Here is a 26,492-nt window from a genome sequence, read left to right as displayed (position 1 = left end):
TCCTTGGAAAGGGATTTGAACAAATCATCCTAGTTGGCATTTTTTGAAGTGCACGACCGATCGGCGGTACGGTAAAGTGCCGCCCCATGAAATTCTCCCGTACCGATCGCTCACTGCTGGCCTGGATGCTCTATTGCTGCGTCCTGTTCAACGTGTTCGCCTGCAGCATCGGTCACGGACAAATGGTCGGCATGCAGCTGAACGGTATCGGCGGCCAGTTCTGTACGGTCGACCCGGCCACGCAAGCGCCGATCGCCAACAACCCCACCGAAGAAAAACTGCCGACCCTGTCCAAGGCGTTCGGTTGTCCGCTGTGCTCGGTCGGCGGCGGCATGGGCCCGGCGTTCAACTCCAGCCTGACCCTCGCCGTTCTGCCGGAGCAACACAGCCCGCCGCTGGCACCCATCGTCAGCGCCGACCTCCCTGCCCGCTTCACCTGGCCCTCGGCCAACCCTCGCGCCCCACCGCTCGCCTGAGTGTTTCTGCCTTTTTTGATCTGTCAGCCCACTGCGCCAACGCGCGGCGTGTGCCTGTGCGCTGACGCCTAGACAAGCATTCAGGATTCAATGATGAAACAACTCACTTTGCTGGCGAGCCTGTGCGGCTGCCTGTCCGTCAACGTCTGGGCGCAATCCACCGTGGATCTGGCGCCCATCACCATCGATGGCGAATCCGGCGCAGAACCGGGCCTGAGCCTCGACCAGTCCAGCGGCATGGCCTCGCGCCTCGGCCTGAGCGTGCGCGACACCCCGGCCTCGGTGGCCATCGCCAACCGCAACGACATCGAGCGCCATGGCGCACAGAACTTCCAGGACGCCGCCAACACTTTGCCCGGCGTCAATGCCAGCGCGCCGCCGGGTTTCGGCGGCTTCGTCTCTTATCGCGGCTTCACCAGCAGCCAGATCACCCAGATGTTCAACGGCATCAACGTCTCCGGCGGTCTCGCCCGACCGGTGGACGCGTGGATCTACGACCGGGTGGAACTGGTCGGCGGCCCGTCGTCGCTGATCAACGGCGCAGGCTCGGTCGGCGGTTCGCTGAACTACGTGACCAAACTCGCCACGCGCGATGAACAAGCCATCGAAGGCCGGGTCAGCTACGGCACTTACGACACCACCGAAACCGCGTTCGGCCTCAACCATGCGCTGACCGCCCCGAGCGCCGACATCCAGCACTACGCCCGACTCGACGTCAGCCACAACACCAGCAACGGCTACATCGACCGCCAGGAACGCGATGCCTGGAGCGTGGCGTTCTCGTTGCTTAGCGACCTGACGCCGGATCTGTCACATACGTTGGCGCTGGAATACCAGGACGAGCACGAGGACAGCCCGTATTGGGGAACCCCAGTGCTCAATCCCAAGGCCGGCGAGCTGAAGATCGACAAACACAACCGCCTCAACAACTACAACGTCGAAGATGGTCGCTACGAGCAGCGCACCATCTGGGCTCGCTCGATCATCGACTACCGCATCAACGACAGCACCACCCTGCGCAACACGCTGTATCACCTCGACAGCCAGCGCGATTACCGCAACCTCGAAACCTACCAGTACAACGCCGACAACACGGCGGTGAACCGCTCAACCGCGTATCAAGTGCGCCATCAGGGCGAGCAGAACGGCAACCAGTTCGAACTGCGCCACGACAACACGCTGTTGGGACTTGAGACGACGTGGTCGGGTGGTTTCGAATACAAGGTCAACCAGACCACCAACTACCCGCTGAACGTCAAAGGCGCCAGCACGGTTGATCCGAACAACTACCGGCCGGGGCATTTCTACGACATACCCGGCACCAACCCGGCGTTGATCAGCGACAAGACCAACGAGGTCACCACCAAAGCGCTGTTCATGGAAAACCGCTTGGCGTTGACCGACAAACTGTCGCTGCTCACCGGTCTGCGTTATGACGATATCGACCTCGACGTGACCAACCACCGAGTGTTGACCGCCGCTAATCCCAAGCACCTCAAGCGCAGTTGGGAGCCGCTCACCGGACGCGCCGGCCTGACGTACCAGTTCATCCCGTCGGCCAACGTTTACGTGCAATACAGCACCGCCGCCGAGCAACCGAACGGCACCCAGGACTTCGACGTCTCGACGGGCAAGCAATGGGAGATCGGCAGCAAGTTCGATTATCTGAACGGGCGCGGTTCGGCGACGTTGGCGGCGTATACGATTGAGCGCAAAGACTTCGCCGTGACCGATCCACTGGATCCGATTAGCAGCATTCCGGTGGGCCAGCAAACGTCGAAAGGCATTGAGATCGCCAGTTCGCTGCGGATCACCGACCAGTTATTGGCCGAAGGCAACTTCGCCTGGGTCGATGCGCAGTACGACGATTTCACCGAGAAAAACGCTGCCGGCGTGGTGGTGTCGCGCAAGGGCAACACGCCGACCAACGTACCGGATCGCGTGGGGAACCTGTGGCTGACTTATGATTTTTCGCCGCAATGGCAAGGTGGGGTTGATGCGCGGTATGTGGCGTCGGTGTTTGCCGATACGGCCAATACGATGACGGTGCCGTCGTACACGTTGTTCGGCAGCTTCCTCAGCTACAAAGTCGATTCGCACACGACCGTGACCGGGCGGGTGCGCAATTTGACCAATGAGGTGTATGCCGAATTTGCGCATGTGTCGCCGGCGTATTACCTCGGGACGCCGCGTACTTTTGAATTGGCGGTGGCAACGAAATTCTAAAAAAAACCTGTAGGAGCTGCCGAAGGCTGCGATCTTTTGATCTTGCTTTTAAAACAATCAAAATCAAAAGATCGCAGCCTTCGGCAGCTCCTACAGGATCGCGTCGGCTATAGACTTGCGGATACTTTTTCAGCCACATCCTTCGGTAACCAGGCCTGCCACACATCCGGATGCGCCTTCATAAACGCCACCGCCGCTTCCCGTGGTGCCGTGTGCTTCTCGCTCATCTCGGCCAACGCCTTGTTCAACGGCTCAATCGGGAAATCGACCTTGCTGAAGAACTCGGTAACCTGCGGATACTGTTTCTGGAACGGCGTCGACACGCCAATCGACAGCTTCGAAGCCAGCGAACGGGTCGGTTTTGGATTGGGATTATCAGCATCCGTCAGCGTCTTCCACGCTTCGGCATCAAACGCCGGCTCTTCCAGTTGCACCAGTTTGAATTTGCCCAGCAGCGGCGTCGGCGACCAGTAGTAGAACAACACCGGCTTACCGCGACGAATCGACGAACTGATTTCGGCATCCAGCGCCGCGCCCGAACCGCTGCGGAAATTGGTGTAGTCGTCCTGCAACCCGTACGCCGTCAGCTTCTGCTTGTTGACCACTTCCGAGGTCCAGCCGATCGGGCTGTTGAGGAACCGGCCCTTGCTCGGGTTTTCCGGATCCTTGAACACGTCCTTGTATTTTTTCAGGTCACTGACACTGCGCAAGTCCGGCGCCAGCGGCTTGATGCCTTTGGCCGGATCACCCTTGATCACGTATTCCGGCACCCACCAGCCTTCGGTGGCGCCTTTGACGGTATCGCCGACGCTGACGACTTTGCCTTCCGCCTCAGCCTTGACCCACACCGGACTGCGCCCGGCCCACTCCTCGCCAATGACCTGAATGTCATTGTTGGCCAGCGCGGTTTCCAGCGTGATGGTGGTGCCGGGCAGCGTGTCGGTCGGCAGCCCGTAGCCCTTCTCGACGATAATGCGCAACACATCAGTGATCAGGCTGCCGCTTTCCCAGTTCAGGTCAGCGAAATGGATCGGCGTCTCGGCCGCCATCACCGCTTGCGCCGACGTCAGCATCCCGAATGTCGCCACGCTGGCGGCCAATAACCGTCGAAATCCGTTCATCTATTACCCCTCGTGCTGTTCACAGCATTGGCAGGATGGCCTGACAGAAGACCGCAAGCCTCTGAATACTCAGTCAACTGACTGTAGCCGAGGTTCCAGTGTTTTCAGGTAGATGATCCGGTCGAGGTTATGTTTCAGATTTTTCCTGCAAGCTTTGTAGCTCGCGTCTGACCATGGCGGCGTATTCCGCCGGCCGCAAGGTGTAGATCTGCGACGCCACCCAGCCCAGCCAGGCGCCCTGCATTGGCGCCTTCGCCGCGTACAAACGCTGGGCTTCCTCGCGCGCCGTGTCGAGGTTCTGCGAGTGGAAGTCCGCCCGGCTCACTCGCTGGCCTTGAACGTCACCAGTTCGCCCTTGCGCCACTTGGCGGCTTTGGCGGTGACGGCTTTCAGTGTCTTGGTCAAGCCTTCCTGCAGTTGCTCATTGGCGGCGAACACCGTGACTACGCTGTGGCCTTCTTTGAACAGAATCGCCTGGCCATCAGCCGTCGTGACAAAAGCGTAATCGCCCAGGCCATAGACCGTCAGTTTGATTTCGCGAAAACGGATGTCCATCTTGCCGCCTTCACGACTGGGCAAGACCGACGCACTGAAATGATCGCCAACCTTGAGCTTGAGCCCGGGTTTGTCATCGACCACCAAGGCACTTTCGGTGTCGATTTCGGCGACGTAAATGCCTTCGGCGCTCTGCTCGGTGATGTAAACAAAACGCGATTGAAACAGCTTGACCAGCTTCGCGCGCAAATCACCCAGCACGAACAAAGCATGCATATCGAGGTTACTGACTGCCAAAGAAACATCCCCACATCTGAAAAAGCCGCACACGGAAAACGCGCACGGCAAAAAAACGGCCAGGCCGACAGTGTTGCCAAATAACTCAAATAAAAGTCCGAAGCGAGCAGACAGCTCATCGTTCGCGAGGTTCTTAGACTACTGGAATGTCACTCGCGAAACTTGCCTCAACTGTCGCCAGAGCTTGAAGGAAAAATCCTCAGTGGCCGACAGATAAAACTGACTACGAACTTTAGGGAAAATTCTCACGAAAAAAAGCACTTTTCCGACATATCGCAAATGAAAAATTGCTTTAGATAACCCCCGTCGTCAACAGGTATTGGCGATTCTAGAGCAGCAATGCTCATTACGACTACCCGAAACGACCTGTAAATAGGGGTCGAACGATGAAAAGGACTTCATATGTGTACTCTAACCCACTTTGCCCTGCCCTCTGATGCACGCACCACATCGCCGCTGATCCTGCGTATCACCACACCAGATGATCAGACACCTCGTTTTCAAGTGGTACCGGCTGGCAACTCGTTTTTTCACATCAAGGAAAAATCGACGGGTCGTGTAAGAGGTTTCCGCGAAGACCATAACGAAGCCTGTGCGCTAGCCCGATCACTTGAATCGAAAATCGAACTCCTGGCGAACGACTGCCTCAGATAAAGAGAGTGTTCGATTGCGTCACCCCGGCGCCCACACCAAGGAGCATACGATGGAACTGACAGCAAACAATCTGACGACCCTGTTCGACCAACTGGGATTGCCTTCGGAAGGCTCCGCTATCGACGATTTCATCGAGGCCCATCCGCTGCCTGCGGACGTCAAATTGATCGACGCCGACTTCTGGTCGCCACAACAAGCGCAATTGCTCAAGGAATGGTTACGTGCCGACGGCGATGAAGCGGTCATGGTCGATGAATTGAACGTACGCCTGCACCGCGGCAAGTAAAACCGATCAGTGCAGGCTGTCACCCGCCTTGGCTTGTAATTCTGCAAGCCATGCGGCCTTGCACTCTTCCGCTTCATCGCGACTGGCGAACGCGGTGCCGCGCCGCTCTCCATTCAATAACACCACCCAGCAGACGCTCTGCCCCATCGCGCGCAAACCCTCGGGCACACCGCTGCCGATCATCACGGCGACATCAACTCTGCACTGCATGCTGACCTCCCAAAATCATTAGCTAGCTAACTACGTAGTTAGATTAATGGTTTTCTACGGGAGGAAACAGCAACGGCCGTGCACAGATTCATTGCAGCAAAGGTAACAATCGCTCAGCGCGCACCTTCGGGTTTATAGCCCAGACGCAAACCACCCCAATGCCGGCCCTTGATCATGATCGGCACCGACAGGTCATGCATCAACTCACCGGTGTCGCGGGTATAGGTTTGCAACAGCACCGGTTGCTGATGGCTGCCACAACGAATCCCGGTGCGATCGGCGAACTTGCGTTTGGTGCGATTGTTCAGCGCATCGACCTGCGCATCGCCAGTCAACGGCTTACTGAATGCCTGATTGTGCGTCGGCACATAGCCCTGTTGCGTGCAGGCAATGGCGAAGACCAGCCCTTCATGACGCGGCAGCAACGGCTCCTGAATCGCGGGCAGCACCTGATCGGTGTAGCGATCGAAACGGGTCTGAAATTTCGCCGGTTGAGTATTCGGGATCGGTTGGTAATGGCGATCAAACAGATCCTCCAGACTGACCCGGCCCTGATCTACATCGGCCTCAAATTGCGTAGCAATCCGATTAGCGCCTTCGCGCGCCAGGTCGTAGATACGCTGGTGATAGTCATCGAGGCCGACTTCGGCGAGCCGTTCGCTGATGGTTTCCGCCTGCCCTTCCATCTGCACAGCGGCGTCGGCGAGGCGGCGGGTTTGTTGATCGCTGATCGCCAGATCGCTGCGCATCTGCTCGATGGCTTTGAACAGACTGTCGAGTTGCTCGCGGTTGGTTTCCGCGCCTCGGGCGATTTCGCCGACCTGGGTTTCCACGCCAGCGGCCAGTCGCGCGATGTTTTCCAGGTGCTGACCGGTGTGCTCGACCTGCTCGACGCCGGTGCGCAGGTCGCTGGACAGCTCGCGAATCTGCTCGACCACTTGCGCGGTGCGTTGCTGAATGTCGGCAACCATCTCGCCGACTTCGCCGGTTGCCGACGCGGTTCGCGCTGCTAGTCCACGCACTTCATCGGCGACCACGGCAAAACCGCGCCCGTGTTCGCCAGCGCGGGCTGCTTCGATGGCGGCGTTGAGTGCCAACAGATTGGTCTGGCTGGCGATGGATTGAATCACCAGCGTCACCCGCTGGATGTCATCGCTGCGCACGCTCAAGGCTTCGATCAACTCACGGCTGGCGTTGGCGCGTTGACTGAGTTGGTGCATGCGCGAGATCGAATCGAGCAATTGCGTGCGCCCCGCCGCACTGCTGTGATGGGCTTCGCTGGCAGCGCTGAGCGCTTCGCGGCTGAGTTGCGAGGTCGCGTGTTCAGTGGCGATCATCACTTCGGCGTTGCTGACGATTTGCGCGGCGGCATTCAGTTGCGATTCGAGTTTGCTCGCCAGTTCCTTCACCGAAAAGGCAACGCCGGCCGCCGACAAGGCGTTATGGCTGGTCGTGTAGGAAAGGTCGCGGGTCAATTCAGAAATAGCGCTGCCGGAATCGGCAGGCTGTGCAGCGGGGACGGCTCGGGAACGCAGGCGCGGCAGCCAGACAATCAGCACCGCCAACGGCATTGCGAGGTACAGCGACCACTCACCCAGGGTCATGCCGGCCAACAACAGCATCAGGGCGATGCTTTGCAGGGTCGGTGCGAGCCAGCGGTTTTTCGGCAACAGCACTGGTGCAGGCAGAGCCCCAACCAGAGATCCATCTCTCGTCATATCATCACCCCACGCTTGTTTTCATTGTTGTGACTGCATTAAACGCCACTACAACGCCATTATCTATGGTCCGTTAGTCGTGGGGTCTTGCAGCAGGCGAATGAATCGGCGGGAAATGTTGCGGACGAGCAAAAGCAAAGATCGCAGCCCCGACATCTCCGTGTAGGAGCTGCCGAAGGCTGCGATCTTTTGCTGGCGACCCACATTCATGGGTCACCGCACAGCATCAAGCCTGACGCTGGTGCTTGTCGATCTGCTCGTGACGCTCTTGAGCTTCGATGCAGTACTTGGTGGTCGGGCTGATCAGCAGACGCTTCAGGCCAATGGCCTCGCCGCTGTCGTCGCACCAGCCAAAACTGTCTTCCTTGATGCGCTCAAGGGCTTGTTCCAGTTGCGGCAGCATGCGCTGGTCGCGATCGATCGCGTTCACCAGCCAAGTGCGCTCTTCTTCAACCGAAGCCGCGTCCGCCGGATCAGCCGGAGTGTCCAGGCTTTCGATGGCGATGCGATTTTGCTCAATGCGCTCGTGGGTTTCGACTTTCATGTTCTGCAACAGCTCAGAGAAAAAAGCGTGCTGCTCGGCATTCATGTAGTCATCTGCCGGCATGGCCAGCAACTTGTCCTTTGTCATTGATATCTCTATAAAAAAACGTGCATTAAGGCGAATTAGGGAGCGTTTCGGCAAACCGCGTGCGGCCGTCGAAAAGGCATCGTTTATTGCAAATGCCACCCGGCACTCAATTTACGAGGGGCGGCAGTCTAAGGCCGACTTGCGACCTCAGCAACAGAAAATCCAGCGAATTCGTCCGACAAAGCCTGGAAACTGCTCTGACACAGGCTTCATGGCGGTACTCGGAGTGCGTTTATAGCAAGAAATTCAATCGAGCGGCTGTATATAGAAGACAAACGGCTAACGAAGACCTGCGACCGATGACTCTCGACCGCCAGAGTTTTCATTCAGAACCGCCCTGTAGCCTTCGCATCCCCCCGGATTCAGGGGCGCTGCCGTCCATATAAAAGAACAGATCTGAAGGATTGCCCATATCCAGTACAGATCTGCACCAAACGCATCGCCAGCGACAGGCGCCCGCAAAGCGAGCGGATCAGGGTCGACGAATTCACCAACAGGTAGACTTCGGCGACTGACAATTGCTTCAAGCTCGGCTAGGTTATGCCTTCCCACCGGTTCGACTTGAAGGAACGCGTCATGAAACTGATCGGCATGCTCGACTCCCCTTACGTGCGGCGCGTGGCGATCTCCGCCAAGCGCCTGGGCATCGTCCTCGAACACGAGTCGGTCTCGGTGTTCCGCCACTTCGAACAATTCCAGCAGATCAACCCGGTGGTCAAAGCGCCGACACTGATCCTCGACGACGGCGTCGTACTGATGGACTCCACGCTCATCCTCGACTACCTCGAAGCCGCCACCGGCAAAACCCTGCTGCCGAAAGACCTGAGCCAACGCGCCCAAGCCCTGCGCCTGATCGGCCTCAGCCTCGCCGCTTGCGAAAAAGCCGTGCAGCTCTACTACGAACGCAACCTGCGCCCGGCCGACATCCAATACCAACCGTGGGTCGAACGCGTCGAAAGCCAACTCGCCGCCGCCTTCACCGCCCTCGAAAAACAACTCGAAACCTACCACCTGCCCACCGACGGCACGCTCGCCCAGGATGGCATCAGCCTCGCGGTCGCGTGGAGCTTCACCGGCCTCGTCGTGCCCGACCAGATCGACAACCACCGCTACCCGCGCATCGCCCAATACACCGCCTACGCGGAAAGCCTCGAAGCCTTCATCAACACCCCGATGACCTGACCATGAGCACAACCGACACCGCCGCACCCGCGCTCAAAGAAATCTTCAACGCCGAACGCCTGCAACACATCGCCGACGAAATGAGCACGGTGTACCCCGCGTTCAAAGCCAAAGCGTTTCTCAAACATGCCAATCAAGGACTCGCCGAATTATCGGTGATGCAGCGCATGGCCCGCGTCAGCGAAAGCCTGCACGCTGTTTTGCCGCTCGGGTACGAAGATTCCCTCGAAGTGCTGTTTGAACTTGCTCCGAGACTGAATAGCGGATTCGTCAGCATGTGCCTGCCGCACTATGTCGCCAGCTATGGCGGACATGCGTTCGATACCTCGATGGAGGCGCTGAAGTACTTCACCACGTTTGGCTCTTCTGAATTCGCCATCCGCCACTTTCTGCGCAGTGACCTGGAACGCTCGCTGGAACTGATGCATGACTGGGCGCTGGATGAAAATCACCATGTACGCCGCCTGGCCAGCGAAGGCAGCCGCCCTCGCCTGCCCTGGTCGTTTCGACTGGAAGCGGTGCAGGCGAATCCGAATTTAGCGGCGGGGATATTGGATCGGTTGAAGGCGGACGAGAGTTTGTACGTGCGCAAGTCCGTGGCAAATCATTTCAATGATGTAACGAAGGAACATCCGGGTTGGGTGCTGGACGTGATTGAGGGGTGGTCGCTGGAGGAAAAGCATACAGCCTGGATTGCCAAGCATGCGCTGAGGAGTTTGATTAAGCAGGGGGATATGCGCGCGTTGGCGGTAATTGGTGCGGGGAAGAAGGCTGAGGTTGAGTTGATCGATGTGCGGGTTGAGCCGGGTGTTGTGAGGTTGGGGGATGCGATTGGTTTATCGTTTTCGGTGAAGTCGACGGTGGCACTTGAACAGCGGCTGGTGATTGATTATGCGATTGACTATATGAAAGCGAATGGCGGGGTTTCGCGGAAGGTTTTTAAGTTGAAGGTGGTGGATTTGGTGGGGTTTGAGGAGTTGGTTGTGGGTAGGAGGCAGGTGATTAAGGATTTTACGACGCGGAAGCATTTTGGTGGGGTGCATGGGGTTTGGGTGATGGTTAATGGGGAGGTTTTGGGGAGTAGTGAGTTTGAAATCCTTGTTTAAGGAAAGTCATGATTGAAATGAGCGCCCGGATCAGCTCCCGTATGTACCAATGGCTTGCAACCTCAAGCCTGCGACCCCTATAGCCAAACGATCGCATTGCCATCAACAGTCTTTGCGTAGATGGACATCGGTGGAGAGATACGGTTTTTAGCAGATGATTTTTTCTCCCATGATGAACATGGGAACAGATTTATTTTTTGAATATTAAGCTATCGAGATCTATCTCGACATAAATCCCTCGCTCACCCTTGTAGAGGGAGATCGCAGACACGGCGAGCACCGATTGTAAGAATTCAACCAGCATACTGAGGCGGTTGTTTGTCGACATCGTAGTCGGTCGCACCACTATTGCCTTATCCGACTCGTCGTCGTAAATCCTGACGACAAACTCTTCCAATTCATTCCGAATCACGTAGTTGAAACCACGGTAGTCATAACCCACTTCGTGGTCGACATCGTCAAAGCGTGTAGTGCTTTCTATTCTCAAAATTGCTTTCTCAGAATCCACAGAGCGTGAACCGATGATAGTCCGTCACTCCGAAAACCGAATGAGGGGGGAGCTCGTAAAGCGTTCTATTCAGGAACGCGCAAACTACCAACTCCCATACGGAATACCGTACTTGTCGATATATGCCTTCGCCTTTTCACCGACGGGATACGCATACCGGCCACCATGCTTTCCCTGCTCCGGGCCTAGCGGTTCAATCTCGCCCTGCCCCCTAGCGACCACGACCGGTTCTCGACATGAGTCCTTGACCCACGCTTGAAGCACACCGCCTGGGGCGAGCCCTACGTAAAGCGACGCCATGAATCGAGCGGTTTTCTCAGGTGTTTCTGGACAGCGCTGGTGCGTCGACTTCACCATCAGTTGTCTCGCCTCCTCTGGAATGGCAATGAAACCCCTGTAGGTTTTTTGCTCTGTTATGGACTGCCAACGCGCAAAGATGAGTTTGGGCAAATCGGCGCCAATCAACGGCATTCCGGATCCAGTTACGACGCCCCAACCTCGGCCCGACTCGGCTTCCAGGCTTGGTTGTCCACTGGCGGCAGTGCTCTTACCAGCCCTGAAAAAGACCCTGTCATTAATATCTTGGACGGAGCTGTCCTCGACCCAGACTTTCATGTAGTTCGGCTCCACGAACACCAACTCCCACCAAGGATACTTAGGGTCGTTTTCGCCAGTCTCGGGGCCTGCCAACTGGCATCCCACCAGAAGTAATGCGCCCAGCAGTGTCACGAATCCTTTCATTTCGAAGCTTCCAATCACTTGTAACGACTACCAGCTACCGTAAGGAATCCCGAATTTTTCGATATAGCGCTTAGCTTTTTCACTTACCGGATAAGCATAACGTCCTTCGTTCTTTCCTTGGCTCGGCCCCAGAGGCTCGATCTCGGCCTGCCCTCGCGCGACTTTAACCGGGTGATTACAAGAGTCTCTTACCCAAACCTGCACGACACCACCGGGAGCTAGACCTAAGTAGACCGATGCCATAGATCTGGCCTCTTGATCAGGGGCTTGCGGACAACGTTGGTTGACGGATTGCTCCATCAACTGCCTGGCCTGCTCTGGAATATCTACCCAGGCTTGCCACGTTTTCTGTTCGACGATCGATTGCCAGCGAACCCATATCCGAACGGGCAAATCTGCCCCCACTACTCTCCTGCCACTGCCCCCGACTCCCCCAGTCCAACCCCGGGCTGACTCTGTTCCGTCCTCAGGCTCTCCGCCCGCAGCGGTGCCGCCGCCAACCTTTAAGAAAATCTTGCCATTAATGTCTTGCACAGAGCTGTTCTCTACCCAAACTTTCATATAGTCCGGTTCAGTGAACGCCAGCTCCCACCATTCAGATTTCGGGTCATTTTTTGCTGAAAGCGAATCAGCAGATTGGCAGCCAGTAATGGAAATCGCGCCTAGCAGATAAATAATTTTCTTCATTAATGTACGGCTCACCAACTCCCGTACGGGATACCGTACTGGTCGATATAACGCTTGGCTTTTTCGCTCACTGGATAGGCATAGCGACCACCGTTCTTCCCCTGTTCGGGGCCTAGCGGTTCAATTTCGCCTTGAGCTCTAGCCACCTTGACTGGACGGTGGCACGAGTCTCTGACCCAAGCTTGAAGTATTCCTCCCGGCGCTAGACCTACATAAAGCGTTGCCTTGTACCGCGCGTCTCTTTCGGGTGTTTTCGGGCAGCGCTGATGTGTTGACTTCACCATCAGTTGCCTCGCTTCTTCTGGAATCTCTATGAATCCTTTATAGGTTTTCTGCTCGGAGATGGACTGCCAGCGCACAAAGATCATTTTTGGAAGATCGGCACCGGTTACTGAAATCCCGGATCCGCTAACAGGCCCCCAACCACGGGCAGACTCCATGCCATCCTCCGGCTCACCTCCAGCCGCTGAACTTCCACCCGCTCTGAAAAACACTCTGTTGTTGATATCAAGAACTGAGCTGTCTTCTACCCAAACTTTCATATAGTCCGGCTCAATGAATCCCATTTCCCACCATGGAGATTTTGGGTCGTTTTCGCCGGTTTGACTGCCTCCAGTCTGACAACCCGCCAAAAGTAAAACGCCCATCAGTGCAATCATTGCTTTCATTACCAAAGCTTCCAATCAGGTACGTGTGGGTGTTGCACTCGAATCGAGTTTTCCGTCGGAGCATTGATGTAAACAGCTTCGATGCCACTGCCATCTTGTCTTCCGAGGGGATAATTCCAGTTTGCGGAGGTATGGATATATTTCAGTTTCAGCAATTCTTCCTCTTCGGGAGTCGTGCTGTAGTCACCGGCGACAAAACGGTCGCATAATTCCTGCAACTCCTGTGGAACGGAATGCTCGTCATCTTCGGGAATGTCGATGAAATCAACACCCTTTTCTTTTGCAAGTTGATGCATGACTCTCAGGTAAACCCTTGAGAGCTTGCCACTGACTGGCCGTTTGAGTTGAACCGCTGCGTACACACGCTTTTGTCCGGGAGAAAGTCTGTCCTGATGTTCTTGTAGTAATTCAATTGCCGCGGGAGTGACAACTTCCAGGAGTTGGGCGGGCCATCCCTTTGCGATCCACTCATTTCTCACGCGCGCAGCATCATGATAGATCGACGTGGTGGTGACATCAGTGAATACAGAAACCGCGAGTGTTTGCATAGGGCTGACTAGCACGCACTCCTCGACTTCGTCTAAGTAGCTGCCGCCGATATCCGAGTGAACACCGGGAAATGTATATTCCGGGTGATCAGGCTTCACTCGACTGAGCGCGAAGTTGGCGCGGCATTCATCACGCGCCACGAGGTGTACAACATCCTTAAAAAATCTACGATCCAGATAAAGCCTCACACCTGGCGCAATAGCACTTTTCACTCGACCAAAGTTAGTAAAACCGGCGATGGAAGGCACCGTATCGAATAGCCCGACAAACCCCATTTTGATGCCATTTCCGTACTGGCTATCAAAACTGCCACTGAATTCGCTCGAATAGCCGTTAAGCAAATCACCTAATGGCCCGCGTTTCCCACGCACGATTTCGTTTGAAAAATGCCGAGCAGCTGCGGCTCCACGACTGAAACCAAATGTATCGAAAGTCAGAGAGGTTATTTCACAATTGGGTTTGTCTTGCAGGGCTTCTTCAATAATCTGTTTGATTTCAGTGAACGAAGACTGAACCCGTGCAGCGACACCCGTATCGCCCCGCCCCGTTCCAGCACCTAATACACTGTCCTTCTCATTGCTCTCAGTGCCGATGCCGTCGACATAGACGGGGCGTGAGAGATATTTAAAGGAACCATCAGCCTCAGTTTTTTGGGCCTTTTTGTACAATGAATATAATTTCTTAACATTGGTGAGGCCGGCTCCGTAACTACTATCCGGATCCCCCATATACGGTTTGCAACTCGCAGGAATATCCTGCGGCGCAATCGGATGCTGCGCGCCACACAGCAAGCCAGCCGCTGTGTTATTCGCGTTATTACCCGTCCCATCAAAGAAAACCCCAATCCTCAACGCGATCCCGATTTTCTCAGGTTCAGGCGCAGGCGCTTTCCCATATTTCTCATACTCAGCCCAACGCTGGGCATGAATATCGACGGGTTTGGCTTCTTCGTAGCGGTAGTTTTTAGGCGGGTTGGGAACGTATCCACTCATCCATGATTCCTTGTTCTGATCCTTGAAGAACGGCCCGAAGGGTGACAGTCGAGGCCGGGGGGCGCAAGGCGTGGCCCTGTGCCAGCCACCGTCAGACACCGTGTGTCGAGGAGGGTTTCCTCCTCGACCGGGTGGCTGGCTATTTAGCGATTTCGACGTTGTCCAGCGCTTGGTTGACGGCCAGTTCACCGAGCATCACGACCTGAGCGATGCCGAGCAATGTCTTGCGATGCGAGGTGTTCAGAACGGCTGCGAAGTCGTTGAGCATGGTGGTGGCGCAGCCGAGGGATTCGCTGGCGTTGGCCAGCAGGGATTCGGTGTTGTACGCCGGGTTGGCGAGGAACATGGATTCGGGTTCGTTGGTGCTGGCCATGATGTCGGCGGGGCCGAGGTAGTGGTCGAGGGCGCGTTCGGCGGCTTCGTGGAGTTTTTTCGAGTCCAGGGATTCGTAGGGGGATGTGGTGTCGGTTGCGGGTGGGTTGGGGGTTACTTTGAACATGGTGAAACTCCTGATTGTTCACTAGGAGCTACCGGCATCACTTGCAGATGATGGGTGGCAGCTATGCGCGGGTCTGCAAGACCGGGAAACCAGGAACCCGGCAGACCCTAAGGTCTCCCGCACAAAGCCGCCATTGAGTGGACACGATCACGCGTCCTTTGGCAGGGCTATGCGTCTGATTTTCCGGCGGGCTTGCAGACCCGTTCACTGATGAGCAGTGACAGGAATCAAGGTACGGAGTGAGCGCCAGACGCACAAGCCGGGCGATTCTGGCTTAGTCGTAGGCAAAGGCGCAAGGCGTTGTAGGGCTTGGGTGGTTACTGGAGGCTTCGGTTAAACAGGCGCGCTTTTTCCGTTTAAACGGGGAATGATCCAATTGATAAACGTCACTGATCCTTACTCTCGACGCAGTTTCTTCGGCGACTACACCTAATGGATCATTGGCGAGATATAGACAGTGTTCGTTGAACCCTAAACACCACGCTCGGTGCTTGGCCCGGCACATCGTCCAGCACACCGAAGCGGCACATTCCTATTTTCTCCAGAACCCTGATTGACGCTTCATGATCAGGCCTGACCAGTCCAAAGACCTCTGGCAAACAAAGGTTTTCAAATGCATGGATCAATGCCGCTTGAGCAGCCTCTGTCGCATAACCGTGCCCCCATGCCTCGACGGCGAAGCGATATCCGAGGTTTATTACCCGTTTACCGAGATAGTCATGAGCCGCGATGCCCGCAAACCCCAGTATGCGATCAGGGGCGTCGATCCATCGCCGAAAACCGCGAACACAGCAGGCAGATCTGCGTGCCGGGGTTGTCTGTAATTCAAGCGCGAGGGGGTAGTTGACATAAATCTATCCTTTATAAAAACAGACTCATATCCAGCCTTTTAAAGAAGGGCAGTCGTATAGTGTCAACGCTCTGAGTCAATGTTGAACCACGGACGAAGATGCCCGACAAGCCTGTCTTCGGCAAAGAAACGCTCGGCGACTGCGTTATCCGGAAACTCATCGCACCAGGAAAAACCGACGTTGTTGTTTATCAATGTCAGGGGAGCGTCTTCACGTGGGAAAACGTGCTCGATGCCAAATCGTAACTGGCATGAGGACGTTCGAGGCTTTGCCTTATTGTTCCCCGTTAAGGGTGGGTGCGCGCGGCCAGCGGACGCGCGCAAAAGGTGCTGCCCCAGCCGACGCCGTAAATTGGTCGCCTTACCGACATATAAACAAGGGTACGGTGCATCAGTCGGCCACCAATCGTGGTAATGCACATTGACGTCAGAACCACCGGGGCCCTTCAGAATGATATGCCGATTCGCGCGCATTAGTTGATCGCGGCATCCAACCCACCAGAATGCGTAAACGCCTGCGCTCGGCGGTACGGTGGTCGTGTGACTCTTTGAAAACAGATGTTCGACACGGTGCACTGATTGGGTGCTGAGCATATGGTTTGTGAGCGATTGCCACGCCTTATGCACTTCTGGTGCGCGCTTCCTGTCGTTGAGTGTGTCCATTTTTTCTCACTACATGGGTGGATCGTTTGGAACGATAGATGTTTTGCCGTTTTAGGCCACTCACGATTTTATCTATTGACCGAAACGACGTCATCGCGAGCAGGCTCGCTCCTACAGGGGATCGTGTTCAGGATCAAAAATCGCAGCCATTGGCAACTTAATAACTGCACGGACTTGCCCAACCATTTGCATTCGATCTGACCAATCATTTGCATTCTATTTGACCATCACGCTGCGTGGTCATGACCGGTAGAGAGCGATCCAAAGCGACCACTCACTCGTTCCTATGGAACCTGAGATCGTTTATTTCCGATTTTTTCAAGGTATGGCAGACTCCTCGTTTTTCGCGGACGCCTCACGAGTAAACTATGGAGATTCGCAAGTTCAGAATCGGGGATGAGATTGCGTTGTTACAAGTTTTTTACTCTGCAATTCATACAATTGCGTCACGCGATTACACTGTCGATCAAATAGATGCTTGGGCCCCTGCTGATCTTGATCAGGCGCTATGGGCGGAGCACCTTCGAAATCTTCGCCCGTTCGTTGCCGAGTCAGACGGAAAAATAGTGGGCTATGCCGACCTTCAACCGAACGGTTACATCGACCACTTTTTCGTGTCGGGTACTCATCCTCGGAAAGGAATAGGCACCTTACTCATGAACCGAATTCATGAAGAAGCCAGGTTTCTTGGCATTGACGAACTCACGTCAGATGTAAGCATGACTGCTGAACCGTTCTTTGAATTGCATGGTTTTCATGTAGTGCGACGAGGATTTCCGATCCGTAGGGGAATAACGCTTCAGAATGCATTCATGCAGAAAAACCTAAAGCGCGGCACATGAATGCTCGGGTTGGATCAGAGCTCTTAAGTGTCAACGACCTCGCCCATAATCAAAGGGTGTTCCCCCGCGTCGTTTGGCCGACCAGCATAAGCAGCAATTTCGCAGCAGCTTTAGGGTTTTAGTTGGCCATCCGGAATTGTGCCGGAGTAGATCGGTTCTACCGGGCCGCTGAGGGTGACGCTGCCTTTGCCGTTCCAATGGACGTGAACGCTGCCGCCGTCGCATTCGACTTCGACGTTTTGATCGAGCAGGCCTTTGCGGATGCCGTTGACCGCTGCACCGCAGGCGCATGAACCGGAGCCGAGCGGAATACCGCCGTTACGCTCCCAGATCCGTAAGCGAATGTGCTGACGATCAATCACCTGCACGAAGTGCACATTGGTTTTGCGAGGAAACAACGGATTGCTTTCAATCGCCGGGCCAAGCGCGGCGATGTCGACCTTACTGAGGTCATCAACAAAATATGTGCAATGCGGATTGCCCATGCTGCACGCGACTGGATTGCCGGGCAGTGGCAATGCAAGCGTGTCGTGTGCCTCGGCCAGCGGAATGTCCATCCAGTGAAAAAGCGGCTCACCCATGTCGACCGAGATCAATCCGCTGGGTGTGCGTTCGCAATTGAGCAGGCCGCGCGTTGTGCGCAGGGTGATCGATTTGCGGCTGGCCTCGCGCATCAATCGGTCGGCAGCGCCACGGGTTGCGCTGCCGCAAACGTCGAGCACCGAGCCATCGGCGTTCCAGAATTCCAGTCGGGCATCGGCGTCCATACAGTCGAGCAGCACGGCGAGTTGGTTGAAGCCGATGCCTCGGTGGCGGTCGCCCAGTCGTTGGGCAATTGCGCTGGTGATCGGGTTGGCGCTGTGACGGGCGTCGACGAGGATGAAGTCGTCGCCGTTGGCGTGCATTTTATGGAAGCTGAGCGGCATCGGTGGCGCCTTGGCTGTGTGTCGTGTGAATGAGAACTGCCCTCACTTTTTGCTGTTGGCCAGATGATGCGCGACCAGTGCGTTGGCGTGGCCGTGGCCCATGCCGTGTTCGGTCTTGAGCCAGGCGACCAGTTCCATATGCTTTTTGTCGGTGTGGCCGGCGAGCAGGTTGAGCCAGTGGTCGATGGGCTGACCGTAGTTCTTTTCGATGGAGGGGAAGTAGGACGCCGGGCCTTTTACTTTGTTGTCTTCGCTCATGGTGGTGCCTCCCTGTGAATATTCATCAATAAAGCTGCCGAAGAATCTACCTGATTCTGGCGCTTTCAGGCCGCCAGAATCAAAAGATCGCAGCCTTCAACAGCTCCTGCACACGATCAATGTAGGAGCTGCCGAAGGCTGCGATCTTTTGATCTTCAAGGCACAGTAGCTGGAGGCCTCTCATTTTGCCGATCATTCATTTCAACCATTGAACGCAGCAACGTCTCCGGAAATGCCACCCACAACAACACCAACGCCACCGCCGCCACCCCCGCCAACGTCAAAAACGCCGCACTGTACCCCGCCGCCTGAACCACAAACCCCGCCAAACTATTACTCAACGCCGCGCCCAATCCAAACACGGTCGACAGCGCGCCCAGACTGACATTGAAGTGCCCGGTACCCAACGTCAGGTCCTTCACCACTACCGGAAACAGCGCGCCGAAAATCCCCGCGCCGATGCCGTCGAGCAATTGCACCGCAACCAGCCAATAAGGGTCGTCGGACAAGATGTAGAGCACACCGCGCAACGGCAAAATCATGAAGCCAGCAAGCAGCAGCGGTTTGCGTCCCCAGACATCGGCCTTGGCCCCGACCAGCAACGCGACCGGCACCATGACCAGTTGCGCCGCGACGATGCAGGCAGAGGTCAACGGTGTGGCCATCTGCAAATTGGCTTGCGCGAGTTTCTGGCTCACCAGCGGCAACATCGCAGCATTCGCCAAGTGAAATAGCGCACAGCAAATGGCGAACAACAGCAGCTGCCTGTTTTTGAGCAGCACCGAAAGCCCCGACGGTTGCGTGCCATGCCCTGCTCCGCCGGGATCGAGGCCCCGCGCGACGTCGTGGTCGATGGCTTTGGGCGAAACGAAAGAGACGGCGATGACGCTGGCAATCGCCATCGCCGCCATCAGATAGAACACCGCGACCGGGCCGAACAGGTAGGCGAACACCCCGGCCAACAATGCCGCGCAGGCGTTGCCGGCGTGGTTGAAGGTTTCGTTGCGCCCGGTACGGCGGGTGAAGGCGCGCGGGCCGGTAATGCCGAGGGTGATCGCGGAAATGGCCGGCGCAAAAATCGAGGCGGCGACGGCGCTGAGGGCTTGGGTCAACGCGACCAGACTGAAGGACGTCACGAACGGCAGCAACAGACAACTGCCCGTCACCAGCAGCGCCGCAATCGCAATGATCGCCCGTTTGCGCCAAGTGTTATCGACCAGCGCGCCCGCCGGCGTTTGCGTGACGAGCGCGGCGATGCCGGCGATGGTCATGACCAGTCCGATGCTCGCCGGATCCCAGTGATGCACCGCCAGCAGGTAAATCGCCAGATAGGGGCCGAGCCCGTCGCGCACGTCCGCGAGGAAAAAGTTGAGGCTGTCGAGTGACAGGTTGTTGCGACGATCGAGGTGTGTGGCCACGGGCAGCGTCTTCAATGTTCGAGGTCGTGGGAATTGAATCAACCTCCGCTGAGTGAGTGACCTGTGGCGCGAGAACTTAGTTGCATGGGCCGGCTACGTTCAACTGGCCGGGCGAGTTTAGATAGAACGCTGATTCACGCGATTCATCAATTGCTCGGCGCTTTCCTTGCGTTCGGAATAGCGGTCGACCAGATGCGTTTGTTGGCCACGCAGCAACAGCGTGAATTTCACCAGATCTTCCATCACATCGACGACGCGGTCGTAGAACGGTGAAGGTTTCATCCGCCCGGCGTCGTCGAATTCCATGTAGGCCTTCGGCACCGAGGATTGGTTGGGGATGGTGAACATGCGCATCCAACGGCCCAATACGCGCAATTGGTTGACCACGTTGAACGACTGCGAACCGCCGCAGACTTGCATCACCGCGAGGGTTTTGCCCTGGGTCGGGCGCACGGCGCCGAGTTCCAGCGGGATCCAGTCGATCTGCGCCTTGAACACGGCAGACATGGAGCCGTGACGTTCCGGCGAGCACCACACCTGCCCTTCCGACCACAGCACCAGCTCGCGCAGTTCTTCTACTTTCGGATGATCGACGGGGACGTCATCGGGCAACGGCAAACCGGAAGGATTGAAGATGCGTGTTTCGGCGCCGAAGTGTTCGAGCAGGCGTGCGGCCTCTTCGACCAGCAAGCGGCTGAAGGAGCGCTCGCGGGTTGAGCCGTAGAGCAGCAGGATGCGCGGTTTGTGTTCGCCCGGGGTCGAGGGTTTGACGTCGTCGAACAGGCTTGGGTCGAGGTTGGGCAAATGGTCGGACATGAGTTCTCCTTAGAGCGCGCCGATGCGGTCGAGCTCGCGTTGCAGTTGCTCGCGGCTGAGTCGGGCGAAGGGCAATTCGAGGAAGGCTTGGCAGCGCAGTTCGATGCGCGCGAGGGTGGCGTGGAAAGCGGCGTTGATCGCGGCTTCGTCACCGTTCACTTCGGACGGATCTTCCAGTCCCCAATGGGTTTTGAGGGCCGGCCCGAAGTACACCGGACAGGTCTCGCCGGCGGCTTTGTCGCAGACGGTGATGACGATGTCGGGCGGGTTATCTTCGAAGACGTCGTTGCCTTTGCTGTGCAGGCCGTCGATGGCGATGCCGGCCTGTTGCAGCGTGGTCAGACTGCGCGGCAGCACCTGCCCTTTCGGGAAACTGCCAGCGCTGACGGCTACGAATCCGGCGGGTGCCAGGTGATTGAACAGGGCTTCTGAGAGGATGCTGCGGCAGCTGTTGGCCGTGCACATAAACAGGATTCGCATGGGTTGCTCCGGTAGAAAATTCAGCAGCAAGCGGCGTCGCGCACGGGACGGCCATCCATGTTGTGCAGGCGTGTGGCGTTGTCCTTGAGCCACTCGGTGTTGGCCTTGGCCGTCACTTGCAGGATGTCGCCAATCCACGCCGGCAGATCCGGATTGAGGCGGTAATAGACCCATTGGCCCTGCCGGCGATCGAGCAGCAGACCGTTGCTGCGCAGTTGCGCGAGGTGGCGGCTGATTTTTGGCTGGCTGTCCTCGAGCGCACACATCAGCTCGCAGACGCAGAGCTCACCTTGACTGGCGATCAGCAGAATGGCGCGGACACGGGTTTCATCGGCCAGGCTTTTGAAGACTTCGGTGGGGCTGATCATCGGGCGGCCTCGACACATATGGAAAACCGAATATACGGATTACCATATATTAATCAAGCCAGAATATTAAGCGCGCCGAAAATCCCTGTGGGAGCGGGCTTGCTCGCGAAGAGGCCCTGACCACCACCGCGAATCAATCCAGATGCGCCCACGTCATCCGAAACGACGCCCCACCCCAAACCGATTCCCCCACTTCAACCTGCCCGCCATGTGATTGCGACACGCGCCGCACCAGCGCCAGGCCCAAACCAAATCCACCCGTGCGCCGATCCCGACTGGCATCCAGCCGCGAGAACGGTTCGAAAATCTTCTCCCGCCCTTCCAGCGGAACCCCCGGCCCATCGTCGTTGACCCGCACCTCGTAATAATCCCCGGTGCGCACCAGTGTCACTTCGACTTTTTGCTCGGCATAGCGAATCGCATTGCGCAGCAGGTTGATCACCGCCCGCGCCATAAACCGTGGTTCGATGCGCACCGTGTCGAGCCGGCATTCGCCAATCAGCAACTGCACGCCCGCCGCTTCCGCCTCCAGCGCGACGCTGCCGACCACGCTGTCGAGCCAGTTGGTCGCCTGAATGTTCTCGCGTTTGATCACCGTCGCACCGCGCTCAAGGCTGGCGTAAGTCAGCAGCTCCGAGACCATTTCCTCCAGCTCACCAAGATCCGCGTACATGTCGGCAATCAGCTCACGGCTCTGGCTGGCGTCCGGCTGCTGCTTCAGTTGATCAAGCTCAAACGACAACCGCGCAATCGGCGTGCGCAGTTCGTGAGATACCGCATTGGTCAGCTCGCGTTGATTGGCGATCAGGCCTTCGATACGCGCGGCCATCAGGTTGAAGTGTTCAGCCAGATCACGAATGTTCGAGCGCTTCGACAATTGGATACGCACCGACAAATCGTTATCGCCAAAGCGCTCGGCGGCCAGCCGCAGCTTCTCCAGATCGCGCCAGTGCGGGCGCACCCAGAAGAACAACACGATGCCGATCAGCACCGCCAGCATCATGTACGCCGCCGTGATGTAGAACGGCATCAGGCTCGGCTCGGGCGGCAGCTTGATGCTGAGCAACTGCGAGCCACCGTCAATGTTGCTAATGAACTGCGTGTAGTTGTCGCGGATCACCAACAGATTCTGCGCAAGTTCGGCTTTCTCTTCGTCGCTCAGTTTCAACTGATCGGCCTCGATCAGCCCCAGCGACAGACCATAATGCGGGCGCAACGCCTCAAGCTGCTGCTCGCGCGCTTCGCCTTGCTGATCGCGCATGTGCTCGACCAGCGACCACGCTTGACCGCGCACCGCCTCGCGGTTGTAGGCCTGCATCTGATTGTCGAGCAAGGCGTTAAAGGTGTGCTCGACCGTTTGCAAGGCCAGCACCAGCCCCACCGTCATCACCAGAAACAGCCCGAGAAATAAGCGCAGCATCTACAGCTCCCAGGCAAACGGATTGAACAGATAACCCTTGCCCCACACGGTCTTGATGCACACCGGCTCACGCGGATTGTCTTTGAGTTTGTTGCGCAGTTTGCTGATGTACACGTCGACGCTGCGGTTAAGCCCGTCGAAGGCAATCCCGCGCATGCGGTTGAGGATGTCGTCGCGCGAAAGAATCTTGCCGGCGGCGCTGGCGAGCAGCCACAGCAGTTCGAATTCCATGGTGGTCATTTCGATGATCTCACCGGCCAGACGTACCTCGCGGCAACTGCGGTCGATGCTCAACTGACCAAACTCCAGCGAACTGACCACGCTGCTGTCCGGCACCTGACGCCGTTGCAACGCGCGCAAGCGGGCGAGCAACACCGGCGGTTTGATCGGTTTGATCACGTAGTCGTCGGCACCGGACTCCAGACCGAGAATGTGGTCGAGGTCGTCTTCCTTGGCGGTCAAAATGACGATTGGTGTGTCCGACACGCTGCGAATTTCGCGACACACGTGCAGACCGCTCTGCCCCGGCAACATCAGATCAAGCACCACCACTTTCGGTTTGAATTCGAGAAAAGCGGCCACGGCCAGATCGCCACGGTGCACCGTGCGCACTTCGTAGCCGTGTTGTTCGAGGAAGTGGGCGATCAGCGCCGCGAGACGCTCGTCGTCTTCCACCAGAAGGACTTTGCCGAAACCCAGGTTATCCATAACGACCGTCTGCCAACCCATGTGTGAAGTGGTCGACATTATGGCGGCATTCGCGGGCGGAAGCCGGTTATCGGTGATGTTTCATACTCTTAAGAGTTTTTAACAATCACACGCAAAAGATCGCAGCCTTCGGCAGCTCCTACATTTGGAATGCGTTTCCCCTGTAGGAGCTGCCGAAGGCTGCGATCTTTTGATCTCAACGGTTTACAGGCACACCACTGTGAAAGCGGAATTCTTCATCCGGCGATTCAATCAACTCTTGCTCCGCCGCACGAACCCGCACGATCACCTGCTCAACATCCTTGGCATCACCGTACTGATAAGCCAGCTTCAGATACCCCTGAAAATGCCGCGCCTCGCTTTTCAGCAGTCCGAAATAGAACTTGCCGAGTTCTTCGTCCAGATGCGGTACTAGCGCTTCAAAACGCTCACAACTGCGCGCTTCGATAAACGCGCCAACCACCAGCGTATCCACCAGTTTCACCGGCTCATGACTGCGCACCACTTTGCGCAGGCTCGACGCGTATCGGCCGGCGTGCAGCTGGCGCAGTTCGATCTTGCGACGCTTCATCAGGCGCATGACTTGTTCGTGATGCACCAGTTCTTCCCGGGCCAGACGCGACATCATGTTGATCAGGTCGACGTGGGAATGGTACTTGGCTATCAGGCTCAGCGCGGTGCTGGCGGCCTTGAACTCGCAGTTCTTATGGTCAATCAGCAGGGTCTCCTGATCGGCCAGTGCGGCCTGAACCCACGCGTCGGGGGTGCGGCAGCCAAGGAATTCGTGGATTTCGGGAAGGATCATGGGGCTCACGGTAAAGGTGTTCGAGCGAAGGGCGCCGATTATACCGGCCTGTCCGCAGACCACCAGCGGCTGGCGTTGATATGCATCAAGTCGCGCACGTTCTGGCAGCAACTATAGTTGTGCAACGCCGTGCCTTTTCTTTGCTGGAGACTCCGCTCATGCAAGCCATTCGCAGCATTCTGGTGGTCATCGAACCCGAACATTCGGAAAGCCTGGCGCTCAAGCGCGCCAAGTTGATCGCGGGCGTCACCCAGGCCCATCTGCACCTGCTGGTCTGCGACAAGAAGCACGACCACGCCGGCATGCTCGGCGTGCTCAAAGCCGCGCTGCTGGCGGACGGTTACAGCGCCACCACCGAACAGGCGTGGAACGAGAGCCTGCACGAAACCATCATCGATGTGCAGCAGGCCGAGGGCTGCGGACTGGTGATCAAGCAGCATTTCCCGGACAGCTCACTGAAGAAAGCCCTGCTGACTCCGGCGGACTGGAAACTGCTGCGCCACTGCCCTACCCCGGTGCTGCTGGTGAAAACGTCGACCTCGTGGAAAGACCGAGTGATTCTGGCGGCGGTCGATGTCGGCAATGCCGATGGCGAGCACCGGCATTTGCACAATACGATCATTGATCACGGCTACGACATCGCGGCCCTGGCCAAGGCGCATCTGCATGTGATCGCGGCGCATCCCTCGCCGATGCTGTCGGCGGCGGATCCGACGTTCCAGCTCAGCGAAACCATCGAAGCGCGTTATCGCGAGCAATGCCGGGCGTTTCAGGCGGAATTTGATATTGATGACGAGCATCTGCACATCGAAGAAGGCCCGGCGGATGTGTTGATACCGTTTATGGCGCACAAGCTGCAGGCAGCGGTGACCGTGATTGGCACGGTGGCGCGCACCGGGTTGTCGGGGGCGCTGATCGGCAATACGGCGGAAGTGGTGCTGGATGAGCTGGAGAGTGATGTGCTGGTACTCAAACCGCAGGAGGTTGAGGATCATTTGGTGGAGTTGGCGGTGAAGCATTAAGTGCAAAAGATCGCAGCCTTCGGCAGCTCCTACAGGTAGGACGCATTCCCATGTAGGAGCTGCGGCACGCTGCGATCTTTTGATCTTCAGGCGCCAAAGGCGTCTTTGAGGAATCCGGGGGCGATGTAGCGCTGATAATGCGCTTCCGACAGCAGGAAAAATTCCCGATCAATGGCATCGCGCAATTCCGGCAAATTCCAGTCACGAAACTCCGGCAGCAACACCATCCCGTACGCGTCGAGATTAATGATCACCCGCGCCCCCCGGGCAATCAGCTGATACGCCCAGCAATATTCCGATTGATGCGGCACGAAGCGGATCTTGCGCTGTTCGAGCTGCTCGCGCAGGCGCGCCGAATCGAAAATCTCGACCTTGCCCGCCATCACTTGTGACAGCAATTGCTCCAGCCGCAACCACACCGCACGTTTTTCCTCCTCGTTGTACCCATTCCAATGGATCACTTCGTGGTGGAAACGCTTGCAGCCACGGCACACCAGATCACCGTAAACAGTGGAGCAGAGGCCGACGCAGGGGGTCTTGATGGTCTGATTGGGCATAAAGTAGGCAAAGGCACTGAAACGCGGAACAGGTCGGCATGTTAGCCCTTTGTCTAACATTCATCACCCCTCAAAGTTCAGGGGTGAACTTACCTTTAAATTTTTTTTGCCGTAGAATCAGCCAGCCTTTTAAGGCGCCAATGTCCGTTAGAAGCTGTTTTCAAAGCGTCACGAGCACAGTCGTTCCTTCAGAGCGGTGTTGGCGAAGGGTTTTTCCAGCGGGGAAAAGCCCAACGCCAACCCTCATCACCTCCCCGTTCTGCAGGCGTAAAACTTGGAAAGCTGCTTCTGTATGGAATGGTCGGTAATTCTG

Annotated in this window: 31 protein-coding genes; 9 read left to right on the top strand and 22 right to left on the bottom strand. The window is 56.9% G+C overall.

The window, feature by feature from the left end:
* Window positions 1-86 precede the first annotated feature (86 nt).
* Together ACIP66_RS17600 and ACIP66_RS17595 are read left to right on the top strand one after the other, a co-directional pair.
* Entirely contained in the window at window positions 87-476 is a 390-nt protein-coding gene (locus ACIP66_RS17600; RefSeq protein WP_159815167.1) for a DUF2946 domain-containing protein, read from the top strand.
* A 93-nt stretch (window positions 477-569) separates the two neighbouring features.
* Complete coding sequence (locus ACIP66_RS17595; RefSeq protein ID WP_400649495.1) at window positions 570-2,702, top strand: TonB-dependent receptor; 2,133 nt, start codon at window positions 570-572, stop codon at window positions 2,700-2,702.
* A 107-nt stretch (window positions 2,703-2,809) separates the two neighbouring features.
* Here the strand turns inward: ACIP66_RS17595 and ACIP66_RS17590 are convergent, their stop codons facing one another.
* The 3 genes from ACIP66_RS17590 to ACIP66_RS17580 form a co-directional block, all read right to left on the bottom strand.
* A complete protein-coding gene (locus ACIP66_RS17590) occupies window positions 2,810-3,823 on the bottom strand; it encodes an ABC transporter substrate-binding protein (protein WP_400649492.1) in 1,014 nt (337 codons plus the stop codon).
* A gap of 127 nt (window positions 3,824-3,950) precedes the next feature.
* On the bottom strand, window positions 3,951-4,148 hold the full coding sequence (locus tag ACIP66_RS17585; protein ID WP_053120968.1) for a hypothetical protein: 198 nt from the start codon (window positions 4,146-4,148) through the stop codon (window positions 3,951-3,953).
* Window positions 4,145-4,594, bottom strand: coding sequence for a hypothetical protein (locus ACIP66_RS17580; RefSeq protein WP_053120970.1), 450 nt, complete (start codon window positions 4,592-4,594; stop codon window positions 4,145-4,147). The genes ACIP66_RS17585 and ACIP66_RS17580 overlap by 4 nt, the downstream gene beginning before the upstream one ends.
* Window positions 4,595-5,017: 423 nt before the next feature.
* Between ACIP66_RS17580 and ACIP66_RS17575 the strand changes: the two genes are divergently transcribed.
* Together ACIP66_RS17575 and ACIP66_RS17570 are read left to right on the top strand one after the other, a co-directional pair.
* Window positions 5,018-5,269, top strand: coding sequence for a hypothetical protein (locus ACIP66_RS17575; RefSeq protein ID WP_400649489.1), 252 nt, complete (start codon window positions 5,018-5,020; stop codon window positions 5,267-5,269).
* A gap of 49 nt (window positions 5,270-5,318) precedes the next feature.
* The gene (locus ACIP66_RS17570) at window positions 5,319-5,555 is read left to right on the top strand and encodes a DUF2789 family protein (protein ID WP_053120972.1); all 237 of its coding nucleotides are present in this window, start codon (window positions 5,319-5,321) and stop codon (window positions 5,553-5,555) included.
* A gap of 6 nt (window positions 5,556-5,561) precedes the next feature.
* Here the strand turns inward: ACIP66_RS17570 and ACIP66_RS17565 are convergent, their stop codons facing one another.
* The 3 genes from ACIP66_RS17565 to ACIP66_RS17555 form a co-directional block, all read right to left on the bottom strand.
* Window positions 5,562-5,765, bottom strand: coding sequence for a hypothetical protein (locus ACIP66_RS17565; RefSeq protein WP_053120974.1), 204 nt, complete (start codon window positions 5,763-5,765; stop codon window positions 5,562-5,564).
* A 113-nt stretch (window positions 5,766-5,878) separates the two neighbouring features.
* A complete protein-coding gene (locus ACIP66_RS17560) occupies window positions 5,879-7,102 on the bottom strand; it encodes a methyl-accepting chemotaxis protein (protein WP_400649540.1) in 1,224 nt (407 codons plus the stop codon).
* A gap of 607 nt (window positions 7,103-7,709) precedes the next feature.
* On the bottom strand, window positions 7,710-8,114 hold the full coding sequence (locus ACIP66_RS17555; RefSeq protein WP_007907888.1) for a TraR/DksA family transcriptional regulator: 405 nt from the start codon (window positions 8,112-8,114) through the stop codon (window positions 7,710-7,712).
* Window positions 8,115-8,690: 576 nt separating this feature from the next.
* Between ACIP66_RS17555 and ACIP66_RS17550 the strand changes: the two genes are divergently transcribed.
* Both ACIP66_RS17550 and ACIP66_RS17545 read left to right on the top strand, forming a co-directional pair.
* Window positions 8,691-9,296 carry a glutathione S-transferase gene (locus tag ACIP66_RS17550; protein ID WP_400649484.1) on the top strand — a complete coding sequence of 202 codons (606 nt, stop codon included), beginning with the start codon at window positions 8,691-8,693 and terminating at the stop codon, window positions 9,294-9,296.
* Window positions 9,297-9,298: 2 nt separating this feature from the next.
* Window positions 9,299-10,402 carry a DNA alkylation repair protein gene (locus ACIP66_RS17545; RefSeq protein WP_400649482.1) on the top strand — a complete coding sequence of 368 codons (1,104 nt, stop codon included), beginning with the start codon at window positions 9,299-9,301 and terminating at the stop codon, window positions 10,400-10,402.
* Between the two features lie 592 nt (window positions 10,403-10,994).
* Here ACIP66_RS17545 and ACIP66_RS17540 read toward each other — a convergent pair.
* From ACIP66_RS17540 to ACIP66_RS17515, 6 genes are all read right to left on the bottom strand, one after another.
* Window positions 10,995-11,651, bottom strand: coding sequence for a DUF2931 family protein (locus ACIP66_RS17540; protein ID WP_400649479.1), 657 nt, complete (start codon window positions 11,649-11,651; stop codon window positions 10,995-10,997).
* Between the two features lie 27 nt (window positions 11,652-11,678).
* Window positions 11,679-12,338, bottom strand: a complete 660-nt coding sequence (locus tag ACIP66_RS17535) for a DUF2931 family protein (RefSeq protein WP_400649476.1) — start codon at window positions 12,336-12,338, stop codon at window positions 11,679-11,681.
* Window positions 12,339-12,349: 11 nt separating this feature from the next.
* Window positions 12,350-13,006 (bottom strand): DUF2931 family protein, encoded by a 657-nt coding sequence (locus tag ACIP66_RS17530; RefSeq protein WP_400649473.1) that lies wholly within the window; start codon window positions 13,004-13,006, stop codon window positions 12,350-12,352.
* Entirely contained in the window at window positions 13,006-14,547 is a 1,542-nt protein-coding gene (locus ACIP66_RS17525) for a phospholipase effector Tle1 domain-containing protein (RefSeq protein WP_400649471.1), read from the bottom strand. Before ACIP66_RS17525 ends, ACIP66_RS17530 begins: the two co-directional genes overlap by 1 nt.
* 139 nt (window positions 14,548-14,686) lie before the next feature.
* On the bottom strand, window positions 14,687-15,046 hold the full coding sequence (locus tag ACIP66_RS17520; RefSeq protein ID WP_400649468.1) for a DUF6124 family protein: 360 nt from the start codon (window positions 15,044-15,046) through the stop codon (window positions 14,687-14,689).
* A 437-nt stretch (window positions 15,047-15,483) separates the two neighbouring features.
* Window positions 15,484-15,777: a GNAT family N-acetyltransferase gene (locus ACIP66_RS17515; protein WP_400649538.1), complete on the bottom strand. Its 294-nt coding sequence runs from the start codon at window positions 15,775-15,777 to the stop codon at window positions 15,484-15,486.
* A 218-nt stretch (window positions 15,778-15,995) separates the two neighbouring features.
* Here ACIP66_RS17515 and ACIP66_RS17510 point away from each other — a divergent pair, with 218 nt between their 5' ends.
* Together ACIP66_RS17510 and ACIP66_RS17505 are read left to right on the top strand one after the other, a co-directional pair.
* On the top strand, window positions 15,996-16,142 hold the full coding sequence (locus ACIP66_RS17510; RefSeq protein WP_400649465.1) for a hypothetical protein: 147 nt from the start codon (window positions 15,996-15,998) through the stop codon (window positions 16,140-16,142).
* A gap of 785 nt (window positions 16,143-16,927) precedes the next feature.
* A complete protein-coding gene (locus tag ACIP66_RS17505) occupies window positions 16,928-17,401 on the top strand; it encodes a GNAT family N-acetyltransferase (RefSeq protein WP_400649462.1) in 474 nt (157 codons plus the stop codon).
* 110 nt (window positions 17,402-17,511) lie between these two features.
* Here ACIP66_RS17505 and dapF read toward each other — a convergent pair whose 3' ends face one another.
* The 9 genes from dapF to ACIP66_RS17460 form a co-directional block, all read right to left on the bottom strand.
* Window positions 17,512-18,327, bottom strand: a complete 816-nt coding sequence (gene dapF / locus ACIP66_RS17500) for a diaminopimelate epimerase (RefSeq protein ID WP_400649460.1) — start codon at window positions 18,325-18,327, stop codon at window positions 17,512-17,514.
* A gap of 42 nt (window positions 18,328-18,369) precedes the next feature.
* Complete coding sequence (locus ACIP66_RS17495; RefSeq protein WP_212549220.1) at window positions 18,370-18,585, bottom strand: DUF4287 domain-containing protein; 216 nt, start codon at window positions 18,583-18,585, stop codon at window positions 18,370-18,372.
* Between the two features lie 155 nt (window positions 18,586-18,740).
* Complete coding sequence (locus ACIP66_RS17490; protein ID WP_400649456.1) at window positions 18,741-20,003, bottom strand: MFS transporter; 1,263 nt, start codon at window positions 20,001-20,003, stop codon at window positions 18,741-18,743.
* A 117-nt stretch (window positions 20,004-20,120) separates the two neighbouring features.
* Complete coding sequence (gene arsH, locus ACIP66_RS17485) at window positions 20,121-20,819, bottom strand: arsenical resistance protein ArsH (protein ID WP_400649454.1); 699 nt, start codon at window positions 20,817-20,819, stop codon at window positions 20,121-20,123.
* Between the two features lie 9 nt (window positions 20,820-20,828).
* Window positions 20,829-21,299, bottom strand: a complete 471-nt coding sequence (locus tag ACIP66_RS17480; protein ID WP_400649452.1) for an arsenate reductase ArsC — start codon at window positions 21,297-21,299, stop codon at window positions 20,829-20,831.
* 20 nt (window positions 21,300-21,319) lie between these two features.
* Window positions 21,320-21,667 (bottom strand): metalloregulator ArsR/SmtB family transcription factor, encoded by a 348-nt coding sequence (locus ACIP66_RS17475; protein ID WP_400649449.1) that lies wholly within the window; start codon window positions 21,665-21,667, stop codon window positions 21,320-21,322.
* A gap of 133 nt (window positions 21,668-21,800) precedes the next feature.
* Window positions 21,801-23,087: an ATP-binding protein gene (locus tag ACIP66_RS17470; protein ID WP_400649447.1), complete on the bottom strand. Its 1,287-nt coding sequence runs from the start codon at window positions 23,085-23,087 to the stop codon at window positions 21,801-21,803.
* Window positions 23,088-23,795, bottom strand: coding sequence for a response regulator (locus ACIP66_RS17465; RefSeq protein WP_053121339.1), 708 nt, complete (start codon window positions 23,793-23,795; stop codon window positions 23,088-23,090).
* A 196-nt stretch (window positions 23,796-23,991) separates the two neighbouring features.
* Entirely contained in the window at window positions 23,992-24,600 is a 609-nt protein-coding gene (locus tag ACIP66_RS17460) for a tRNA-(ms[2]io[6]A)-hydroxylase (protein ID WP_159814136.1), read from the bottom strand.
* A 158-nt stretch (window positions 24,601-24,758) separates the two neighbouring features.
* Between ACIP66_RS17460 and ACIP66_RS17455 the strand changes: the two genes are divergently transcribed.
* Entirely contained in the window at window positions 24,759-25,622 is an 864-nt protein-coding gene (locus ACIP66_RS17455) for a universal stress protein (RefSeq protein ID WP_053121342.1), read from the top strand.
* 86 nt (window positions 25,623-25,708) lie between these two features.
* On the opposite strand, the gene ACIP66_RS17450 is transcribed toward ACIP66_RS17455, so the two are convergent.
* Window positions 25,709-26,179 carry a DUF1289 domain-containing protein gene (locus ACIP66_RS17450; protein WP_053121344.1) on the bottom strand — a complete coding sequence of 157 codons (471 nt, stop codon included), beginning with the start codon at window positions 26,177-26,179 and terminating at the stop codon, window positions 25,709-25,711.
* Window positions 26,180-26,492 lie beyond the last annotated feature (313 nt).

The organism is Pseudomonas sp. NPDC088429 (genome assembly GCF_044753305.1).
GTDB lineage: Bacteria > Pseudomonadota > Gammaproteobacteria > Pseudomonadales > Pseudomonadaceae > Aquipseudomonas > Aquipseudomonas rustica.
The sequence above is the reverse complement of the archived record's forward strand: the minus strand, read 5'-3'. Positions and strand labels throughout refer to the sequence as shown.

What these genes read in the sequence shown, in the direction of transcription:
- ACIP66_RS17520 (WP_400649468.1), bottom strand. Translation starts at nt 15,046, where the DNA reads ATGTTCAAAGTAACCCCCAACCCACCCGCAACCGACACCACATCCCCC.
- ACIP66_RS17540 (WP_400649479.1), bottom strand. Translation starts at nt 11,651, where the DNA reads ATGAAAGGATTCGTGACACTGCTGGGCGCATTACTTCTGGTGGGATGC.
- ACIP66_RS17525 (WP_400649471.1), bottom strand. Translation starts at nt 14,547, where the DNA reads ATGAGTGGATACGTTCCCAACCCGCCTAAAAACTACCGCTACGAAGAA.
- ACIP66_RS17560 (WP_400649540.1), bottom strand. Translation starts at nt 7,102, where the DNA reads ATGATCGCCACTGAACACGCGACCTCGCAACTCAGCCGCGAAGCGCTC.
- ACIP66_RS17530 (WP_400649473.1), bottom strand. Translation starts at nt 13,006, where the DNA reads ATGAAAGCAATGATTGCACTGATGGGCGTTTTACTTTTGGCGGGTTGT.
- ACIP66_RS17510 (WP_400649465.1), top strand. Translation starts at nt 15,996, where the DNA reads ATGCCCGACAAGCCTGTCTTCGGCAAAGAAACGCTCGGCGACTGCGTT.
- ACIP66_RS17455 (WP_053121342.1), top strand. Translation starts at nt 24,759, where the DNA reads ATGCAAGCCATTCGCAGCATTCTGGTGGTCATCGAACCCGAACATTCG.
- ACIP66_RS17555 (WP_007907888.1), bottom strand. Translation starts at nt 8,114, where the DNA reads ATGACAAAGGACAAGTTGCTGGCCATGCCGGCAGATGACTACATGAAT.
- ACIP66_RS17590 (WP_400649492.1), bottom strand. Translation starts at nt 3,823, where the DNA reads ATGAACGGATTTCGACGGTTATTGGCCGCCAGCGTGGCGACATTCGGG.
- ACIP66_RS17505 (WP_400649462.1), top strand. Translation starts at nt 16,928, where the DNA reads ATGGAGATTCGCAAGTTCAGAATCGGGGATGAGATTGCGTTGTTACAA.
- arsH (WP_400649454.1), bottom strand. Translation starts at nt 20,819, where the DNA reads ATGTCCGACCATTTGCCCAACCTCGACCCAAGCCTGTTCGACGACGTC.
- ACIP66_RS17545 (WP_400649482.1), top strand. Translation starts at nt 9,299, where the DNA reads ATGAGCACAACCGACACCGCCGCACCCGCGCTCAAAGAAATCTTCAAC.
- ACIP66_RS17565 (WP_053120974.1), bottom strand. Translation starts at nt 5,765, where the DNA reads ATGCAGTGCAGAGTTGATGTCGCCGTGATGATCGGCAGCGGTGTGCCC.
- ACIP66_RS17495 (WP_212549220.1), bottom strand. Translation starts at nt 18,585, where the DNA reads ATGAGCGAAGACAACAAAGTAAAAGGCCCGGCGTCCTACTTCCCCTCC.
- ACIP66_RS17470 (WP_400649447.1), bottom strand. Translation starts at nt 23,087, where the DNA reads ATGCTGCGCTTATTTCTCGGGCTGTTTCTGGTGATGACGGTGGGGCTG.
- ACIP66_RS17550 (WP_400649484.1), top strand. Translation starts at nt 8,691, where the DNA reads ATGAAACTGATCGGCATGCTCGACTCCCCTTACGTGCGGCGCGTGGCG.
- ACIP66_RS17450 (WP_053121344.1), bottom strand. Translation starts at nt 26,179, where the DNA reads ATGCCCAATCAGACCATCAAGACCCCCTGCGTCGGCCTCTGCTCCACT.
- ACIP66_RS17580 (WP_053120970.1), bottom strand. Translation starts at nt 4,594, where the DNA reads ATGCATGCTTTGTTCGTGCTGGGTGATTTGCGCGCGAAGCTGGTCAAG.
- ACIP66_RS17460 (WP_159814136.1), bottom strand. Translation starts at nt 24,600, where the DNA reads ATGATCCTTCCCGAAATCCACGAATTCCTTGGCTGCCGCACCCCCGAC.
- ACIP66_RS17570 (WP_053120972.1), top strand. Translation starts at nt 5,319, where the DNA reads ATGGAACTGACAGCAAACAATCTGACGACCCTGTTCGACCAACTGGGA.
- ACIP66_RS17595 (WP_400649495.1), top strand. Translation starts at nt 570, where the DNA reads ATGAAACAACTCACTTTGCTGGCGAGCCTGTGCGGCTGCCTGTCCGTC.
- ACIP66_RS17465 (WP_053121339.1), bottom strand. Translation starts at nt 23,795, where the DNA reads ATGGATAACCTGGGTTTCGGCAAAGTCCTTCTGGTGGAAGACGACGAG.
- ACIP66_RS17535 (WP_400649476.1), bottom strand. Translation starts at nt 12,338, where the DNA reads ATGAAGAAAATTATTTATCTGCTAGGCGCGATTTCCATTACTGGCTGC.
- ACIP66_RS17480 (WP_400649452.1), bottom strand. Translation starts at nt 21,299, where the DNA reads ATGCGAATCCTGTTTATGTGCACGGCCAACAGCTGCCGCAGCATCCTC.
- ACIP66_RS17575 (WP_400649489.1), top strand. Translation starts at nt 5,018, where the DNA reads ATGTGTACTCTAACCCACTTTGCCCTGCCCTCTGATGCACGCACCACA.
- dapF (WP_400649460.1), bottom strand. Translation starts at nt 18,327, where the DNA reads ATGCCGCTCAGCTTCCATAAAATGCACGCCAACGGCGACGACTTCATC.
- ACIP66_RS17600 (WP_159815167.1), top strand. Translation starts at nt 87, where the DNA reads ATGAAATTCTCCCGTACCGATCGCTCACTGCTGGCCTGGATGCTCTAT.
- ACIP66_RS17475 (WP_400649449.1), bottom strand. Translation starts at nt 21,667, where the DNA reads ATGATCAGCCCCACCGAAGTCTTCAAAAGCCTGGCCGATGAAACCCGT.